At 74.3% G+C, this 16,017-nt stretch carries 17 protein-coding genes; 12 read left to right on the top strand and 5 right to left on the bottom strand.

Annotated features, from left to right (window positions below):
- Window positions 1-393: acyl-CoA dehydrogenase family protein (locus ABZ914_RS24785; RefSeq protein WP_500196040.1), on the top strand; the 393-nt coding region annotated here is incomplete at its 5' end.
- A 61-nt stretch (window positions 394-454) separates the two neighbouring features.
- Here the strand turns inward: ABZ914_RS24785 and ABZ914_RS24790 are convergent.
- The 4 genes from ABZ914_RS24790 to ABZ914_RS24805 form a co-directional block, all read right to left on the bottom strand.
- Window positions 455-1,333 (bottom strand): 1-aminocyclopropane-1-carboxylate deaminase/D-cysteine desulfhydrase, encoded by an 879-nt coding sequence (locus ABZ914_RS24790; protein WP_500196042.1) that lies wholly within the window; start codon window positions 1,331-1,333, stop codon window positions 455-457.
- On the bottom strand, window positions 1,330-1,974 hold the full coding sequence (locus ABZ914_RS24795; RefSeq protein ID WP_500196043.1) for an adenylate kinase family protein: 645 nt from the start codon (window positions 1,972-1,974) through the stop codon (window positions 1,330-1,332). The genes ABZ914_RS24790 and ABZ914_RS24795 overlap by 4 nt, the downstream gene beginning before the upstream one ends.
- A 44-nt stretch (window positions 1,975-2,018) precedes the next feature.
- Window positions 2,019-2,573 carry a universal stress protein gene (locus ABZ914_RS24800; RefSeq protein WP_190865739.1) on the bottom strand — a complete coding sequence of 185 codons (555 nt, stop codon included), beginning with the start codon at window positions 2,571-2,573 and terminating at the stop codon, window positions 2,019-2,021.
- A gap of 76 nt (window positions 2,574-2,649) precedes the next feature.
- Complete coding sequence (locus ABZ914_RS24805; RefSeq protein ID WP_500196045.1) at window positions 2,650-4,125, bottom strand: B12-binding domain-containing radical SAM protein; 1,476 nt, start codon at window positions 4,123-4,125, stop codon at window positions 2,650-2,652.
- Window positions 4,126-4,452: 327 nt separating this feature from the next.
- Between ABZ914_RS24805 and ABZ914_RS24810 the strand changes: the two genes are divergently transcribed.
- The 11 genes from ABZ914_RS24810 (at window position 4,453) to ABZ914_RS24860 (ending at window position 15,448) form a co-directional block, all read left to right on the top strand.
- A complete protein-coding gene (locus ABZ914_RS24810) occupies window positions 4,453-5,439 on the top strand; it encodes a sigma-70 family RNA polymerase sigma factor (RefSeq protein ID WP_190865735.1) in 987 nt (328 codons plus the stop codon).
- 250 nt (window positions 5,440-5,689) lie between these two features.
- Window positions 5,690-6,355 (top strand): protocatechuate 3,4-dioxygenase subunit beta, encoded by a 666-nt coding sequence (pcaH, locus tag ABZ914_RS24815; protein WP_500196047.1) that lies wholly within the window; start codon window positions 5,690-5,692, stop codon window positions 6,353-6,355.
- A complete protein-coding gene (gene pcaG / locus ABZ914_RS24820; RefSeq protein ID WP_500196048.1) occupies window positions 6,355-6,921 on the top strand; it encodes a protocatechuate 3,4-dioxygenase subunit alpha in 567 nt (188 codons plus the stop codon). Before pcaH ends, pcaG begins: the two co-directional genes overlap by 1 nt.
- On the top strand, window positions 6,911-8,104 hold the full coding sequence (gene pcaB, locus ABZ914_RS24825; protein ID WP_500196050.1) for a 3-carboxy-cis,cis-muconate cycloisomerase: 1,194 nt from the start codon (window positions 6,911-6,913) through the stop codon (window positions 8,102-8,104). Before pcaG ends, pcaB begins: the two co-directional genes overlap by 11 nt.
- The gene (pcaD, locus tag ABZ914_RS24830; protein WP_500196052.1) at window positions 8,101-8,895 is read left to right on the top strand and encodes a 3-oxoadipate enol-lactonase; all 795 of its coding nucleotides are present in this window, start codon (window positions 8,101-8,103) and stop codon (window positions 8,893-8,895) included. The genes pcaB and pcaD overlap by 4 nt, the downstream gene beginning before the upstream one ends.
- Window positions 8,892-9,281, top strand: a complete 390-nt coding sequence (gene pcaC, locus ABZ914_RS24835) for a 4-carboxymuconolactone decarboxylase (protein ID WP_500196053.1) — start codon at window positions 8,892-8,894, stop codon at window positions 9,279-9,281. The genes pcaD and pcaC overlap by 4 nt, the downstream gene beginning before the upstream one ends.
- Before the next feature lie 14 nt (window positions 9,282-9,295).
- A complete protein-coding gene (locus tag ABZ914_RS24840; RefSeq protein WP_500196055.1) occupies window positions 9,296-10,096 on the top strand; it encodes an IclR family transcriptional regulator in 801 nt (266 codons plus the stop codon).
- A 66-nt stretch (window positions 10,097-10,162) separates the two neighbouring features.
- The gene (locus tag ABZ914_RS24845) at window positions 10,163-11,323 is read left to right on the top strand and encodes a 4-hydroxybenzoate 3-monooxygenase (RefSeq protein WP_500196057.1); all 1,161 of its coding nucleotides are present in this window, start codon (window positions 10,163-10,165) and stop codon (window positions 11,321-11,323) included.
- A 148-nt stretch (window positions 11,324-11,471) separates the two neighbouring features.
- Window positions 11,472-12,065, top strand: coding sequence for an acyl-CoA-like ligand-binding transcription factor (locus ABZ914_RS24850; RefSeq protein WP_500196059.1), 594 nt, complete (start codon window positions 11,472-11,474; stop codon window positions 12,063-12,065).
- A 161-nt stretch (window positions 12,066-12,226) separates the two neighbouring features.
- Complete coding sequence (locus ABZ914_RS24855) at window positions 12,227-14,449, top strand: MMPL family transporter (RefSeq protein WP_500196061.1); 2,223 nt, start codon at window positions 12,227-12,229, stop codon at window positions 14,447-14,449.
- A gap of 99 nt (window positions 14,450-14,548) precedes the next feature.
- Entirely contained in the window at window positions 14,549-15,448 is a 900-nt protein-coding gene (locus ABZ914_RS24860) for a phosphatase PAP2 family protein (RefSeq protein ID WP_500196063.1), read from the top strand.
- Here the strand turns inward: ABZ914_RS24860 and ABZ914_RS24865 are convergent.
- On the bottom strand, window positions 15,449-16,017 hold a 569-nt coding region (locus tag ABZ914_RS24865), incomplete at its 5' end, for a glutamate ligase domain-containing protein (RefSeq protein ID WP_500196065.1).

Genomic DNA, 16,017 nt, shown 5'->3' on the forward strand with positions numbered 1-16,017 from the left:
GCCCAGCGGTGCCTGGACGACACCGTCGCCTACGTCAAGAACCGGTACCAGTTCGGCCGTCCGGTCGGCTCCTACCAGGGCCTCAAGCACCGGCTCGCCGACCTGTGGACGTCCATCACGCAGGCCCGCGCCGTCGCCCGGTACGCCGCGTCCTGCGCGGCCTCCGGCGACGCGGACCTGCCGGTCGCCGTCGCGGTCGCCCAGGCGCACTGCTCGGCGGTCGCGCTGAAGGCCGCCGAGGAGTGCGTGCAGATGCACGGCGGCATCGGCTTCACCTGGGAGAACTCCTCGCACCTGTTCCTCAAGCGCGCCAAGGCCGACTCGATCGCACTCGGCACCGCCGACCGCCACCGCGCGGCGCTGGCGGCGCTGGTCGACCTCCCCTCGGCCTGAGGCGGGGGCGCGCGGGCGTCGACCGTGCGGCACCGCCCCGGCGAGCGCGACGCCGGGGCGGTCAGCCGGTGACGACCGCCAGGATCCGCGTGCCCTCCGGGAACGCGCCGCGTTCGGCCAGCGCGGCGATCCCGAACATCATCTTCGCGGTGTAGACCCGGTCGAGGACCAGCCCGTGCCGGGCGGCGAAGCCGCCGATGAAACCGTCCAGTTCCGGGGACGTCCGGGCGTAGCCGCCGAAGTGGAAGCCGTGCTCGACGCGCCACGACCCGCGCCGCTCCCCGTACGTCTCCCGCTGGAGCCGCTCCACCTCGGCGTCCATGAAACCGCCCTTGAGGACGGAGAAGCCGAGGGCGCGCGCGTCCGGCGGCAGCCCGGCCGCCAGGCCCGCCAGCGTCCCGCCCGTCCCGCACGGGCAGCAGACGACGTCGAAGCCCGCCGACTCGGCGCCCAGCTCCGCGCAGCCCCGGACCGCCAGGGCGTTGCTGCCGCCCTCCGGCAGCAGGTAGAAGGCGCCCCACCGCTCCCGCAGCGCGGCGACGACGTCCGGTTCGTGCTTGCGGCGGTACGTCGTCCGGTCCATGTACGCGAGCCGCATGCCCCGGCTCTCGGCGTACGCCAGCGAGGCGTTGAGCGGCAGGTGCTCCTCGCCCCGCACCACCCCGACGGTCGCGAACCCGAAGACGTCCCCGGCCGCCGCCGTCGCCCGCAGGTGGTTGGAGTACGCCCCGCCGAACGTCAGCAGCGTCCCGTGCTCGCGGGCGGGGCCGATGTTGTGCCGGAGCTTGCGCCACTTGTTGCCCGGAAGCTCGGGGTGGACGAGGTCGTCGCGCTTCAGGAACAGCCGGAGGCCGCGCCGCGCGAACCGGGCGTCGTCCAGCTCCACCACCGGGGAGGGCGCGGCCTCGGGCGGGGCCGCCGGGGGCCGGGGCGGGGTCATCGCGGCGCCGGCAGGCCGAGCTTCTTCCGCAGCGTCCGCTGCACCTCGTCGATGCCGGGCCGCGCGTCCACCGTCACCACGTACTCCTTGCGGGCGAACAGCTCCAGGATCGGGGCGGTCTTGCGCCGGTAGAGCCGCAGCCGCTCCGTCACGGCCTCCTCGGTGTCGTCCTCCCGCGCGACGAGCCGCCCGCCGCACACGTCGCACCGGCCCTCCTGGGTGGGCCGGTCCGCGATCAGGTTGTAGTCCATCCCGCAGTCGGAGCACAGCCTGCGCGCCAGCACCCGGCGGCGGACCTCCTCGTCCGGCAGGTCCAGGTGGATCACGCCGTCGATGTCGTAGCTCTCCAGGAAGAACTCCGCCTGCCGCCTGCTGCGCGGGAACCCGTCGATGATGAACCCGTAGTTCCAGTCGTGCTGCTCGAGCCTGCCGCGCACGACCCCCTCCACGAGGTCGTCGCCGACCAGCTCGCCCGCCGCCATCGCGCGCCGCACCTGCGCGCCGAGCTTGGTGTGGTTCTGCACATGCCAGCGGAAGATGTCACCGACCCCGATGTGCACCAGGTCGAGATCGCGCGCCAGCAGCAGCGACTGCGTCCCCTTCCCGCTGCCCTGGGCGCCGATGATCACGTACTTGCGCATGCCCGCAGCCTATGCGGCGCGGGCCCGGGCGGCCGCGCCCCGGGTCAGCGCGCGAGCCGCAGCGCCCGGCCCAGCCACCGGAACCGCGAGCGGTCGGGCACGTGCTCGGGCTCGTCGCGCAGCGTCAGGCAGTCCGGCAGCGTCCCGATCGCCGGCGGCCGCACGCACACCAGCGTCGCCCGCGCCCGGCGCGCGCAGTGCAGCCGCACCGACGGCCGCAGCAGCCGCGAGAACGGCCCCCGCGTCCCGTGCCCGACGACGAGGATGTCGTCCTCGCCCGCCAGCCGCACCAGCGTCGCCCCCGGCTCCCCGACCAGCGCCAGCGCGCTCATCTCCACGCCGTCCGGCGGGCCGCCGCTCACCTCGTCCAGCAGCCGGGCGACGAGCTCGGCGCCCGACCCGCGCAGCGCGTCGGTGATCCCGCAGCCGAGCTGGCCCGCCGCCGAGACGTGCGGCGGCAGCGGCGCGGAGTGGGCGACGAGCAGCGGCAGCCGGCGCAGCCGCGCCTCGCCGATCGCCCAGGAGAGCGCGCATCGTGCCCCCGAGGAGTCATCGACTCCCACGACGACGCGCGGGCCGCCCTCCGGTCTCGCGATCACGGTCCCTCCTGAAGGCAACGGACTGATGTGCACTCTAGGGTGCAGGCATACCCGTTCCGACGGAAGTGTTTCCGCTTCAGGAAAGCGGAGTTTCCGCAATCGTCACCGGCGTGTCGCCCGCGGGCCGCTCGCCGCGCCCCGCCGCGGGCCGGTCGGCGGGTGCCGCCGCGGGCCGTCCGGCGCCCGCGGGCCGGGCTCCGAAGCCGGACAGGACCGACTCCAGCAGCGGCAGCGCCGCGCCCGCCCGCTTCGCGCGGATCACCACGTCCCACGCCGGCTCGAACTTCTTCCACCCGCCCGCGTAGGCGGCGTGCCGGGCCTTGCCGCGCAGCGTCGGCTTCGACGCGGCGCCCCGCGCGATGTTCCGCCACCGGTAGAAGTCCCGGTAGGCGCGCCAGTACCCGTCCTCCAGCTGCGTGGCGGTCATCCGGGCGGGCTTGAACACGACCGTACGCGTGTCGTAGCGGTCCCAATCGCGGTGAAGGATCCGTCCCGCCTTCTCCATCCGCGCGTACAGCCGCGTGCCGGGATAGGGCGTCATCACGTGGAACGTCGCGGTCTCGATGCCCTGGCCGACCGCCCACTCGACCGTCCGCCCGAACACGCTCGGGTCGTCCTGGTCCATGCCGAACACGAAGCTGCCGTTCACCATGACGCCGTGGTCGTGCAGGCGCCTGATCACCTGCTCGTAGTCCCGGTCGATGTTCTGCCACTTGCGCTGCTCGGCCAGGTTGCCGGCGTTGACCGTCTCGAACCCCACGAACAGGCTCCGCAGCCCCGACTCCACGGCCTTCTCCAGCAGCCCCGGCCTCAGCACCGACTGGACCGTCCCGGCGGCCTGCCACAGCCGCCCCATCCCGCGCATCCCGTCGAACAGCGCCCCCGCGAACCGCGCGTTGCCGAACAGGTGGTCGTCCAGGAAGTACAGATGCCGGCCGGGCAGCCGGTCGATCTCGGCGAGCGCCGCGTCCACGGTCTGGGTGTAGAACGACTTGCCGCCCTCGAAGAACGCCTCCTTGTAGCAGAAGTCGCAGACGTGCGGGCAGCCACGGGACACGACGATCGAGTTCGGCACGAGGTACCGGCGCCGGTCGATGAGGTCCCGCCGCACCGGCGGCAGCCCGGCCAGCGTCCGCTCCGAGGAGTCGTAGCGCGGCGCCGGCCGCCCCGCGCGCAGGTCGGCGAGGAAGCGCGGCCAGGTGTCCTCGCCCGGCCCGCAGAAGATCGTGTCGGCGTGCGCCGCCGCCTCGTCCGGCAGCGACGTCACGTGCAGCCCGCCGAGGCACACGTACGCGCCCCGCGCGCGGTAGTGGTCCGCCAGCTCGTAGGCCCGCCGGGCGGACGTGATGTACACCTGGATCACCACCAGGTCGGGCTCGTCGGACAGGTCGACCTTCTGGACGTGCTCGTCGGTCAGCGTCACGTCGTCGTCCGGGTCGAGGTAGCCGGCGAGCGTGGCGAGCCCGAGCGGCGGGAAGAGCGAGTACTTGATCGGCCTGAAGAACGGCGACGACGCCTCGGTCAGGGCGGGCAGGATCATCTTCACGCGCATGCCCCCACGCTCCCGCCCGGAAAGGTGCGACATGTGCCCCCGATGTGCTGATCTCGTGGAGGTCCGCCCGACCCCCTACCCGGAGCCGAGACCCGACGTCCACAGCCACGCCGTCGCCTTGGTCTCCTTGCAGGCCCCCGAACTGCTGACGGGTGTTCGCGGCGCTGCCGGGTGAGGTCGCGGATCAGTCTGGTCGGCACTGGTGAATCCGCAGGTCGGGCGTAGGATCGGTGGAACCCGCGTGTTCTGTCGGTGGGGTCGCCTACGGTCGGGGGTGTGAGGCGGCCGTGTGAGCGCCGCCACAGTGACGCCGCCCCAGTGAAGGTGATGACCACCATGGCGAACAGCACCAAAGAGACGGACCGGGACTTTCAGGAGCTGGCCGACCCGTACCGGCGGGAGCTGCTGGCGCACTGCTACCGGATGCTCGGGTCCATCCACGACGCCGAGGACCTCGTCCAGGAGACGTACCTGCGCGCCTGGCGCTCCTACGACGGCTTCGAGGGGCGGTCGTCGCTGCGGACGTGGCTCTACCGGATCGCGACGAACGTCTGCCTCACCGCGATCGACCAGCGCGGCCACCGGCCGATGCCGTCCGGGCTGGGCGCCCCGAGCGACGAGCCGGAGCGGCCCGTGGTGGCCTCGCCGGAGGTGCCGTGGCTGGAGCCGGCGCCCGACGCGGTGCTCGGCGCGGACGCCGCCGACCCCGCCACCATCGTCGCCGCCCGCGAGAGCACCCGGCTCGCCTTCGTCGCCGCCCTCCAGCACCTGCCCGCCAAGCAGCGGGTCGTGCTGATCCTCCGGGACGTCCTGAAGTGGAAGGCGGCCGAGGCCGCCGAGCTGCTCGGCACCTCCACCGCGGCCGTCAACAGCGCGCTGCAGCGGGCGCGGGCGCAGCTGGAGGAGACCGCGCCGCTCCGCGACGAGTTGGTCGAGCCCACCGACCCGGGCCAGCGCGACCTGCTCGAACGGTACGCGAGGGCGTTCGACGACGCGGACGTGGACGCGCTGCTGGAGCTGTTCAGGAAGGACGCGGTCTGGGAGATGCCGCCGTTCCCCCAGTGGTTCGTCGGCGCCGACACGATCGTCCGGCTCATCAAGGCGCAGTGCGGGCCCGAGCCGGGGGAGCTGCGGATGGTGCCGGCGTCCGCCAACGGGCAGCCCGCCTTCGGCATGTACCGGCGCGACGCGGAGGGCGTGCACCGGCCGTTCCAGCTCCAGGTGCTCGGCATCACCGGCGAGGGGGTGGCGCAGGTGTCGGCGTTCTTCGACACGTCGCTGTTCCCCGTGTTCGGCCTGCCCGAGACGCTCTGACGGCCGTCCGGGGAGGCGTAAGGCGGTCGGTGCCCGAATTCCCCGGCAACGGGGAGCCGGCGTCCGGTGCTGACGGTGCCCCTGATTTTCCGTTGAGTGGAAACCCGGGTGGGCCGCCGTCGCCGGCTGCTGCCAGGGTTGAGGCAGTGCGGACGGCGCAGGCGACCCTGCCGGGATCCCGGAGGGGCGGGCGCCGCCGCGCCGCGACCGGGGCGGCACCGGCGGAGCACGCCGAGGAAGGAACGAGCGCATGACGCATCCCCCGTACCTGTATCCGGGCTACAAGAGCACGGTGCTCCGCGCCCCGTCGCAGGAGCTGATCATGCCGAAGCTCGGCCCGGACAGCGTCGAGCTGGCCTCGCCGGTCTTCGGCCATCAGGAGCTCGGACGGCTGGACCACGACCTGACCGTCCAGCACTCCGGCGAGCCGCTCGGCCAGCGGATCATCGTGGCCGGGCGGGTCCTGGACGGTGCGGGCCGCCCGGTGCGGAACGCGCTCGTCGAGGTCTGGCAGGCGAACTCCGCGGGCCGCTACGACCACCTCGGCGACATCCACCCCGCCCCGCTGGACCCCAACTTCACCGGCGCGGGACGGTGCCTCACCGACGACGAGGGCCGCTACCGGTTCATCACGATCAAGCCGGGCGCCTACCCGTGGGGCAACCACCACAACGCGTGGCGGCCGGCGCACATCCACTTCTCGGTGTTCGGCACCGCCTTCACCCAGCGGCTCGTCACGCAGATGTACTTCCCGGACGACCCGCTGTTCCCGTTCGACCCGATCTTCCAGTCGATCCCCGAGCAGAAGGACCGCGAGAAGCTGATCTCGCGGTTCGACATGGATCTCACCGAGCCGGAGTGGGCATTGGGATTCCAGTGGGACATCGTGCTCGGCGACACCCCGATGGAGGCGTGATGACCGTGCCCGCGAACAGCGCATCGGCGAAGGCCACGCCTTCGCAGACCGTCGGCCCGTTCTACGGCTACGCGCTGCCGTACGAGGCCGGCCCGCGGGTCGCGCCCGCGTGGCGGCCGGACGCGATCACCGTGCGCGGGCGGGTGCTCGACGGCGCCGGCGAGCCGGTGCCGGACGCGCTGCTGGAGATCTGGCAGGCCGACGAGAACGGGGAGATCCCCGCTCGGCCGGGCGGCATCGTCCGGGAGGGCCATGACTTCTCCGGGTTCGGGCGGTGCGGCACGGACCCGGCGGGCGGGTTCTGGTTCACCACGGTGAAGCCGGGCGCGGTCGGGGCGGGCGCGCCCTACATCGCGCTCCTGGTGTTCGCGCGGGGGCTGCTGAAGCCGGTCGCGACCCGGATCTACTTCCCGGAGGACGAGGCCGCGCACGCCGCCGACCCGCTGCTCGCGGAGGTCCCGGCGGCCCGCCGCGGGACGCTCGTCGCCGAGCGGGAGGGCGACCGGACGTACCGGTTCGACGTGCGGCTGCAGGGCGAGGGGGAGACGGTCTTCCTTGCCTTCTGAGACGTCGCCGCCCCCCGGCGGGCCGTCGCCCGACGCGGGGCTGCAGTCGCCCGTGCGCGCCGGGACGGAGGCCGAGGCGGCCACGGGCGACGCCGCGTACCTGGCGGCGATGCTGGACGCCGAGGCGGCGCTGGCCCGGGCGCAGGCCCGCCTGAAGATCATTCCGGCAGTGGCGGCCGAGGCGATCACCACGGCCGCCGCGTCCGGCGGGATCGACGTGGTGGACGTGGCGCGCCGGGCCCGCGGGTCGGGGAACCCCGTCGTCCCGCTGGTCGCCGACCTGCGCACCCTTGCCGGCGCGGCGGGCGAGCACGTCCACAAGGGCGCCACCAGCCAGGACATCGCCGACACCGGCGCGATGCTCGTCGCGGCCCGGGCCAGGCGCGCCGTCCTCGCCCACCTCGACCGGGCACTGGACGCGCTGGCCGGGACCGCGGCGCGGTACCGCGACACCCCGATGGCGGCGCGCACGCTCGGCCGGCAGGCGCTGCCCACCACGTTCGGCGCGAAGGCGGCGAACTGGCTGCTCGGCTGCCTGGAGGCGCGCGAGCGGCTGGCGGCGGTCGCGCTGCCGGTCCAGCTCGGCGGCGCCGCCGGCACGCTGGACGCCTACGGCGACCGGGCGTTCGACCTCGTGGCCGCGTTCGCCGAGGAGACCGGCCTGGACGCGCCGGTCCTGCCGTGGCACACCCGCCGGACCCCCGTCGCTGATCTGGCCTCGGCGCTCGCGGTGACCGCCGGCGCCCTCGGCAAGATCGCCACCGACGTGTGGCTGCTCGCGCAGAGCGAGGTCGGCGAGGTGGCCGAGGCCGCCGGGCCCGGGCGCGGCGGCTCGTCGTCGATGCCGCACAAGCGCAACCCGGCGCTGTCGGCCCTCGTCCGCTCGGCGGCGCTGCAGGTCCCGGCGTACGCGCAGGTCGTCCTCTCCGCGCAGGCAGCGCCGCTGGAGCGCCCGGCGGGGGAGTGGCACGCCGAATGGCAGCCGCTGCGCGAGTGCCTGCGGCTGACCGGCGGCGCGGCCGAGACCGCCGCCGAACTGGTCTGCGGCCTGGAGGTGTCGGCGGACCGGATGCGCGCGAACCTCGACGGCCTGCTGGACGTTCTCGGAGACGATCCCGGCACCGGCGCGGCCGCCGCCCTGGCCGACCGTGCCCTCGACGCGTACCGGAGGAACCGCGCGTGACCCCGCACCCGGGAACCCTGCACTTCGGCATCCCGCAGCACCGCCTCGACGGGCCGCCGGACGCGCCCGTCGTCGTCCTCGGCCCGTCGCTCGGCACCTCGATGGACCTGTGGCTGCCGCAGCTCCCGGCGCTGACCCGCAGGTGGCGGGTGCTGCGCTACGACCTGCCCGGGCACGGCGGCGCGCCGTCGCCCGGCGGCCCGCTCACCGTCGAGGGCCTCGCCGCCGGGGTCGCCCTGCTGCTCGACCGCCTCAGGATCGCCCGGGCCGCGTACGTCGGGGTGTCGCTCGGCGCCGCCATCGGCACCGCCCTCGCGCTTCTCGACCCGGTGCGCGTCGCGAGCCTCGTCCTGTGCTGCACCTCGCCCCGCTTCGGCGACCCGGAGCCGTGGCTGGAGCGCGCGGCGCTCGTCCGCCGCGAAGGCGTGGAGCCGGTCGCAGCCACGGCCGCCGGACGCTGGTTCACCCCCGGTTTCACCGGCGCGGACCCGTACGTCGCGATGCTCCGCGCGACCGACCCGGAGGGCTACGCGGGCTGCTGCGACGCGCTCGCCTCCTTCGACGCGACGGCACGGCTCGGCGCCATCGCCGCGCCGACGCTGGTGATCGCCGGCGCGCAGGACGGCCCCACCCCGCCGCACGGGCACGCCGACCGGCTCGCCGAGGGCATCCCCGGCGCCGGGCTGGTCGTGGTCGACGGCGCCGGGCACCTCGCCAACGCCGAACGCCCGGAACCGGTCACCGAGGCGATCACCGCACACCTGGACCGCACGTGGAAGGGACGAGAATGAGCGCGCGCCGCACCGACGAGGAACGGCACGCGGAGGGCATGCGCACGCGCCGCGAGGTGCTCGGCAACGCGCACGTCGACCGCGCCGAGGCACGCAAGGACGCCTTCACCGAGGACTTCCAGGACCTGATCACCCGGTACGCCTGGGGCGAGATCTGGACCCGTCCCGGCCTGGACCGCAGGACCCGCAGCTGCATCACGCTGACCGCCATGGTCGCGGGCGGCCACCTGGACGAGCTGGCCATGCACGTGCGCGCCGCCCTCCGCAACGGGCTGACCCCCGAGGAGATCAAGGAGGTCCTGTTGCAGACCGCGATCTATTGTGGAGTGCCCGCCGCGAACTCGGCGTTCGCCGTCGCCCAGCGGGTACTGGCCGAACAGGAGTGACCGGCGGGAGGGCCATGGCTGAGCGCGCGCGCCCGGTGAGCGTGGCGGGCAAGGTGATGGCCATCCTGAACGCCTTCGCCCAGGGCGACGTGCGCCTGAACCTGAGCGAGATCTGCCGCCGCGCCGAGCTGCCGCTGGCCACCGGGCACCGGCTGATCGGGGAGCTGGCCGCGGGCGGGTTCCTGGAGCGGGTGCCGGACGGGACGTACCGCATCGGCACCCGGCTGTGGCGGATCGGCAGCCAGGCCCCCGCCGTCACCGGGCTGCGCGAGCTGGCGCTGCCGCACATGGAGGACCTGTACGAGGCGACCCACGACAACGTGCAGCTCGCCGTGCTGCGCGATGACCGCGCCCTGGTCGTGGAGCGGCTGCGCGGGACGCGTTCGGTGCCGGTCGTGACGCAGGTCGGCGCGACGCTGCCGCTGCACACCACCGGCGTCGGGAAGGTGCTGCTGGCGTTCGCGGCGGCGGAGTACCGCGGGCGGGTGATCGACGCGGGGCTGGAGCGGTTCGCGGCCCGCACGATCACCGATCCGGAGGAGATGCGGCGCTGCCTGGAGCAGGTCCGCCGCTCGGGGTACGCGCTGACCCGCGACGAGATGACGCTGGGCGCCTCGTCGGTCGGCGCGCCCGTCCGCGACGGGACGGGGGAGGTGGTGGCCGCGCTGTCGCTGGTCGCGCGGAGCCGCAGCGCGGACCTGCGGCGGCTGCTGCCACCGCTGACGACGGCGGCGCGGGCGCTGTCGCGGGACGTCGCCCAGCACTGGCGCGGACACCCTGAGGTGTTTTCCGCCGAGCGGAAGACCGGCGCCTGAACCTGCGGGTACGCGCGCCAGCATCACAGGGGGATCCCCCCGAGAGAGCGATGACGAGGAGGCTCGATGCGTACCCAGGTGGCGATCATCGGCGGCGGCCCGGCGGGGCTGCTGCTGTCGCATCTGCTGCATCTGCAGGGGATCGATTCGGTGGTCCTGGAGAGCCGTGACCGCGGCTACGTGGAGCGGCGGCAGCGGGCCGGGATGCTCGAGCAGGGCACCACGGACGTGCTCCGCGAGAGCGGCGTGGGGGAGCGGCTCGACCGCGAGGGCCTCGTCCATCACGGCCTGGAGCTGCGGTTCGGCGGCGCGGGGCACCGGGTCCCGCTGACCGACCTGACGGGCCGGACCGTCACGGTCTACGCGCAGACCGAGATCGTCAAGGACCTGGTCGCCAGGCGGCTGGCGGACGGCGGCGACGTGCGCTTCGAGACGGAGGTCGTCGGCCTCGACCCGGCGGCGCCCAGCGTGACGTTCCGCGACGCCGGCGGCGGGACGCACACGCTCGACTGCGACTACATCGCGGGCTGCGACGGGTTCCACGGCGTCAGCCGCCCGGCGGTGCCGGGGCTGCGGACGTTCTCCCGCGAGTACCCGTTCGCCTGGCTCGGCGTCCTCGCCGACGTCCCGCCGTCCACCGACGAGCTGATCTACGCCAACCACGACCGCGGGTTCGCGCTGCACAGCCTGCGCTCCCCGCAGGTCAGCCGGCTGTACCTGCAGGTGGCGCCGGACGAGGACATCGCGGACTGGTCCGACGCGCGGATCTGGGAGGAGCTCGCGGCCCGGTTCGCCACCGACGACGGCTGGAAGCTGCGCGAGGGGCCGATCACCGACAAGTCGATCACGCCGATGCGCAGCTTCGTGGCCGAGCCGATGCGGCACGACCGGCTGTTCCTCGCGGGCGACGCGGCCCACATCGTCCCGCCGACGGGCGCCAAGGGTCTGAACCTGGCGGTGTCGGACGTGATCGTGCTGGCCAGGGCGCTGACGGAGCGGTATGCGACGGGCTCGGACGCTCTGCTCGACACGTATTCTTCGACCTGCCTGCGGCGCGTGTGGCGCGCCGAGCACTTCTCCTACTGGATGACCACGCTGCTGCACGTGGATCCGGCCGCCGACGACTTCGCCCTGCGGCTCCAGCGCTCGCACCTGGACTACGTGGCCTCCTCCGAGGCCGCGAAGGCGTCCCTGGCGGAGAACTACACGGGCCTGCCGCTCGACTAGCGCCGCGCGGCGGGGGGTGAACGGTGCGGGCGCGCCCGTGAACGGTGGACGCTGCGGATCCGTTCCCGCCCGCGATGAGATGCACATCACGCAAGCTGGCAGTGCCTGAAATTTTGCCGGACACGCAAGTTCGGTTTACCGTGAGGGCATGACCGAGACGAGCCTGCGCGAGCGCAAGAAGGTCGCGACGCGCCGGGCGCTCAGCCGCGCCGCCGCGCTCCTCGCCGTGGAGCGCGGCGTCGAGGGCGTCACCATCGAGGCGATCGCCGACGCGGCCGGGGTCTCCCCCCGCACGTTCCACAACTACTTCCCCGGCAAGGAAGAGGCGATCGTCGCGCCGCTCACCGACGGGGCGCAGGCCGTGATCGACGCCCTGCGCGCCCGCCCGGCGGGCGAGCCGATCTGGGACGCGCTGCGCGAGGTCGTCCGGGAGGCCCTGCTGCCGACCGACACCCGCGACGAGACCATCGCGCTGCTGCGCGTGGTCAAGCGGAACCCCGCGCTCGTCGGCAAGCAGCTGTGCGGGCTCGGCGAGATGCAGCGGCAGATCGCCGAGGTCATCGCCGCGCGCACCGGCACCCACGCCGGCCGCGACCTGTACCCGCACCTGCTGGCCGGCGCCGCGGGCGTCGCCATGCGCACCGCCGTCGACCTGTGGGTCGACGGGCGCAGCGGCGCCGACCTGCCCGAACTGATCGACTCGGCGTTCGCGCAGCTGCGCGCCGGGCTGCCCGGCCCGTGACCGGGCGCCTCCCGACCCCCGGCGCCGCGCCGCCGCCCAGCGGCGCCGGGTCCCCCAGCAGGGCGGCCGCACCCCCACCACCCCCCTGACCGAAGTGACAGCCCGACGGCCGGCCGCCGTGGGGCGATGTCCGCACGCCCCGTTACCGATGGGACGCTCTCTTGGCCACCTTCCTCTACCGGCTCGGCCGGTTCTCGTTCCGGCGCCGCCGGCTCGTCACGCTGCTCTGGGTGGGGCTGCTCGTGCTCTTCGGCGTCGGCGCCGCCGTGCTCAAGGGGCCCACCTCCAACGACTTCTCGATCCCGGGGACCGAGTCCCAGCAGGCGATCGACCTGCTCAAGGACCGGATGCCGCAGGCGTCGGCGGACGGCGCCACCGCCCGGGTCGTGTTCGCCGCGCCCGACGGCAGGACGGTGACCGACCCCGCCGGCAAGGCGGGCGTCGAGAAGGTCGTCGCCCGGCTGAAGGCGGCGCCGCAGGTCGCCTCCGTCGTCGACCCCTACCAGGCGAAGGCCGTCTCGCAGGACGGCCGGATCGCCTACACGCAGGTCACCTACAAGGTGCCGGCGATCGACGTCACCGACGCCGCGCGCGACGCGCTGACCGCCGCCGCCCAGCCCGGCCGGGACGCCGGGCTCCAGGTGGAGATGGGCGGCGACGCGACCGAGGCGATGCCCGAGCAGAGCGCCACCGAGGTGATCGGCGTCGCGGTCGCCGCGGTCGTGCTGATCATCACGTTCGGGTCGCTGATCGCCGCCGGGCTGCCGCTGCTGAACGCCCTCCTCGGCGTCGGCATCGCGATGGCCGGGATCACCGCGGCGACCGGGCTGTTCGAGATGAGCTCGATGACCTCGACGCTCGCGCTGATGCTCGGCCTCGCCGTCGCGATCGACTACGCGCTGTTCATCGTCTCCCGGTACCGGCACGAACTGCGCGAGGGCCGCACCGGCGAGGAGGCCGCGGGACGCGCCGTCGGCACCGCGGGGTCGGCGGTGGTGTTCGCCGGGCTGACCGTCGTCATCGCGCTGGCCGGCCTCGCCGTGGTCGACATCCCGATGCTCACCGAGATGGGGCTCGCCGCCGCGTTCGCCGTGGTCGTCGCGGTCCTGATCGCGCTGAGCCTGCTGCCCGCGCTGCTCGGCTTCGCCGGCCGCAAGGTGCTCGGCGGCTGGATCCCGTTCCTGCGCGGCGGCGTCTCCCGCCGCGGCCGCCCGCCGTTCGGCGAGCGGTGGGCCCGGTTCGTCGTCCGGCGCCCGCTGCCGGTGCTGCTGCTCGCCATCGCCGGCATGGGCGCGATCGCCGTCCCCGCGCTGGACCTGCGGCTCGGCATGCCCGGCGACGAGGTCGCCTCGCCCGCCACCACGCAGCGCAAGGCGTACGACCTGCTCGACAAGGGCTTCGGGCCCGGCTTCAACGGCCCGCTGATGGTCGTCGTGGACGGCGCGAACGCGCAGGCGGCCGGGCAGCGGTTCGCCGGCGAGATCAAGGCGCTGCCGGACGTCGCCGCCGTGACGCCGCCGCAGGCGAACCCGGCGGGGGACACCGCCGTGCTGACCGTCGTCCCGAAGAGCGGGCCGAGCAGCCAGCAGACCGAGGACCTCGTCTCGGCCATCCGCGGCAAGGGCGACGGGCTGAAGGCGCAGACCGGCGCGCAGGCCATGGTCACCGGCCGGACCGCCATGATGATCGACGTGTCGGCCAAGCTCAGCAGCGCCCTCGCGCCCTACCTCGGGCTCGTCGTCGGGCTCGCGTTCATCCTGCTGATGCTGGTGTTCCGGTCGCTGCTGGTCCCGCTGAAGGCCACGCTCGGGTTCCTGCTCACCGTCGCGGCCACCTTCGGCGCCGTCGTCGCGGTGTTCCAGTGGGGCTGGCTGTCCGGGCTGTTCGGCGTCGAGGAGACCGGCCCGATCATGAGCATGATGCCGATCTTCATGATCGGCGTGGTGTTCGGGCTGGCCATGGACTACCAGGTCTTCCTGGTCACCCGGATGCGCGAGGAGCACGTGCACGGCGCGCCCCCGGGGGAGGCGGTGGTCACCGGCTTCCGGCACGGCGCCCGCGTCGTCACCGCCGCCGCCGTGATCATGATCGCGGTGTTCGCCGGGTTCCTCTCCTCCTCCGAGTCGATGATCAAGATGATGGGCTTCGCGCTCGCCGCCGGCGTCGCCTTCGACGCCTTCGTCGTCCGGATGACGATCGTCCCGGCGGTGATGGCGCTCGTCGGCCGGGCCGCCTGGTGGCTGCCGCGGTGGCTCGCGCGCATCCTGCCCAACGTGGACGTCGAAGGTGAGAGGCTTCGGCATCTGCTCCACGACGGGCACGGCGGCGACCCCGCGCCGCGCCCCGGCGAGGGCGAGCGCGAGCTCGACCCGGCCGTGACCTGACCCAGGGCCCGGGCCGTCCCTCGCGGGGGACGGCCCGGGCCGTCCCAGCAGCCGCCGGCTCACCCGAGCGCGGCGGACCCGCCCGCCAAAGGACCTCCCATGAGCCTCCTCGAACAGCCGTCCCGGCCGGTCTCGTCGTTCGCGCGGCTGCGCAGACCGGGAGGACCGGGCGGGGCGCGGCCGGGCGGGCGGCCGCGGCCCGTCCGCGAGCTGCTGCTCATCGGGGTGCTGTTCACGGTCTACAAGCTCGGGCGGCTGCTGGCCAACGACCGGGTGGGCGAGGCGTTCGGCAACGCCCGCCGGATCTGGGACGTCGAGCGGGCCATCGACCTGCCCAACGAGCTGCACCTCCAGCACGGGCTGCTGCACAGCCAGTTCCTGGTGCACGTGGCCAACTGCTACTACGCCTACGTCCACTTCCCGGCGATGGCGCTGTTCCTGCTCTGGATCTACCTGCGCCGGCCCGCGCACTACCGGTGGATCCGCCGGGTGCTGGTCGCATTGACGGCCGGGGCGCTCGCGCTGCACCTGCTCGTCCCGCTGGCGCCGCCCCGGATGCTGCCCGCCACCGGCCTGATCGACACCGCCGCCCGCTTCGGCCCCTCGGTGTACGGGTCGCCGCAGCACGACACCATGGCCAACCAGTACGCGGCGATGCCGTCGCTGCACATCGGCTGGGCCGCGATCATCGCGATCGGGCTCATCGTCACGTGCCGGACGCGCTGGCGGTGGCTCTGGCTGGCGCATCTCGTCGCGACCGTCGCCGTCGTCGTCAGCACCGCCAACCACTACTGGATGGACGGGATCGTCGTGCTGGCGCTGCTGGCCGTCGCCGTCCTGCTGCTGCGGCCTCCCGCGGCGGCGCTGCCCGCGGCGGGTCCGCCGCGCGCCCCCGGCAAGGCGCGCACCCGCGGCGAGAAGCGTGCGCCCGACGAGACGCGCGTCCCTGGCGAGACGCCCACCGCCGGCGAGGCGCGCGCGGAACCGGAGACGTCCTAGTCAGGGCGTCGCGGGCTCGGCGCCGAGGGTCTCGAGCAGCTCGACGACCGGCTGCAGCTTCTCGTACAGCAGCAGCACCGGCTCGCCGGGCCCGGCCATGTCCAGCGCCGAGGTCAGCGCCCCCTTCAGGTCGCCCGCCGGGTGGTGCAGCACGTCCGGGCGGCCCTCCCGCAGCCCCTGGACGATCAGCCGCGTCATCTCGCCGGACCGGCGGCCGCGCAGGTCCTCGTCCTCGTAGACGACGACGCGCCCGAACGCGCCGGCCACGCACCGGGCCGTCTCGGCGACGAGCTCGTCGGACCGGTCGCCGGGCAGCGTCACCGCCGCGACGCCGCCCCCGCCCCAGCGCGCCCGCGCGAACTCGCCGATCGCGGTGACCGCCGCCGGGTTGTGCGCGTAGTCGACCAGCACCGGGTTGTCGCCGACCTGGTACACGCAGCCGCGCCCGGGATTGCGGGTGTGCGGCTCGAAGGTGCGCAGCGCCTCCGCGGCGACGTCCAGGGGCACGCCCAGCGCGCGGGCGGCGGCCAGCGCGGCCAGCGCGTTCGCGACGACGTGCCCGGCGCGGC

The sequence above is a fragment of the Spirillospora sp. NPDC046719 genome, assembly GCF_040645715.1.
GTDB lineage: Bacteria > Actinomycetota > Actinomycetes > Streptosporangiales > Streptosporangiaceae > Spirillospora.

Coding starts and splice junctions, on each gene's coding strand:
- ABZ914_RS24790 (WP_500196042.1), bottom strand. CDS start 1,333: ATGACCCCGCCCCGGCCCCCGGCGGCCCCGCCCGAGGCCGCGCCCTCC.
- ABZ914_RS24795 (WP_500196043.1), bottom strand. CDS start 1,974: ATGCGCAAGTACGTGATCATCGGCGCCCAGGGCAGCGGGAAGGGGACG.
- ABZ914_RS24805 (WP_500196045.1), bottom strand. CDS start 4,125: ATGCGCGTGAAGATGATCCTGCCCGCCCTGACCGAGGCGTCGTCGCCG.
- ABZ914_RS24810 (WP_190865735.1), top strand. CDS start 4,453: ATGACCACCATGGCGAACAGCACCAAAGAGACGGACCGGGACTTTCAG.
- pcaH (WP_500196047.1), top strand. CDS start 5,690: ATGACGCATCCCCCGTACCTGTATCCGGGCTACAAGAGCACGGTGCTC.
- pcaG (WP_500196048.1), top strand. CDS start 6,355: ATGACCGTGCCCGCGAACAGCGCATCGGCGAAGGCCACGCCTTCGCAG.
- pcaC (WP_500196053.1), top strand. CDS start 8,892: ATGAGCGCGCGCCGCACCGACGAGGAACGGCACGCGGAGGGCATGCGC.
- ABZ914_RS24840 (WP_500196055.1), top strand. CDS start 9,296: ATGGCTGAGCGCGCGCGCCCGGTGAGCGTGGCGGGCAAGGTGATGGCC.
- ABZ914_RS24845 (WP_500196057.1), top strand. CDS start 10,163: ATGCGTACCCAGGTGGCGATCATCGGCGGCGGCCCGGCGGGGCTGCTG.
- ABZ914_RS24850 (WP_500196059.1), top strand. CDS start 11,472: ATGACCGAGACGAGCCTGCGCGAGCGCAAGAAGGTCGCGACGCGCCGG.
- ABZ914_RS24860 (WP_500196063.1), top strand. CDS start 14,549: ATGAGCCTCCTCGAACAGCCGTCCCGGCCGGTCTCGTCGTTCGCGCGG.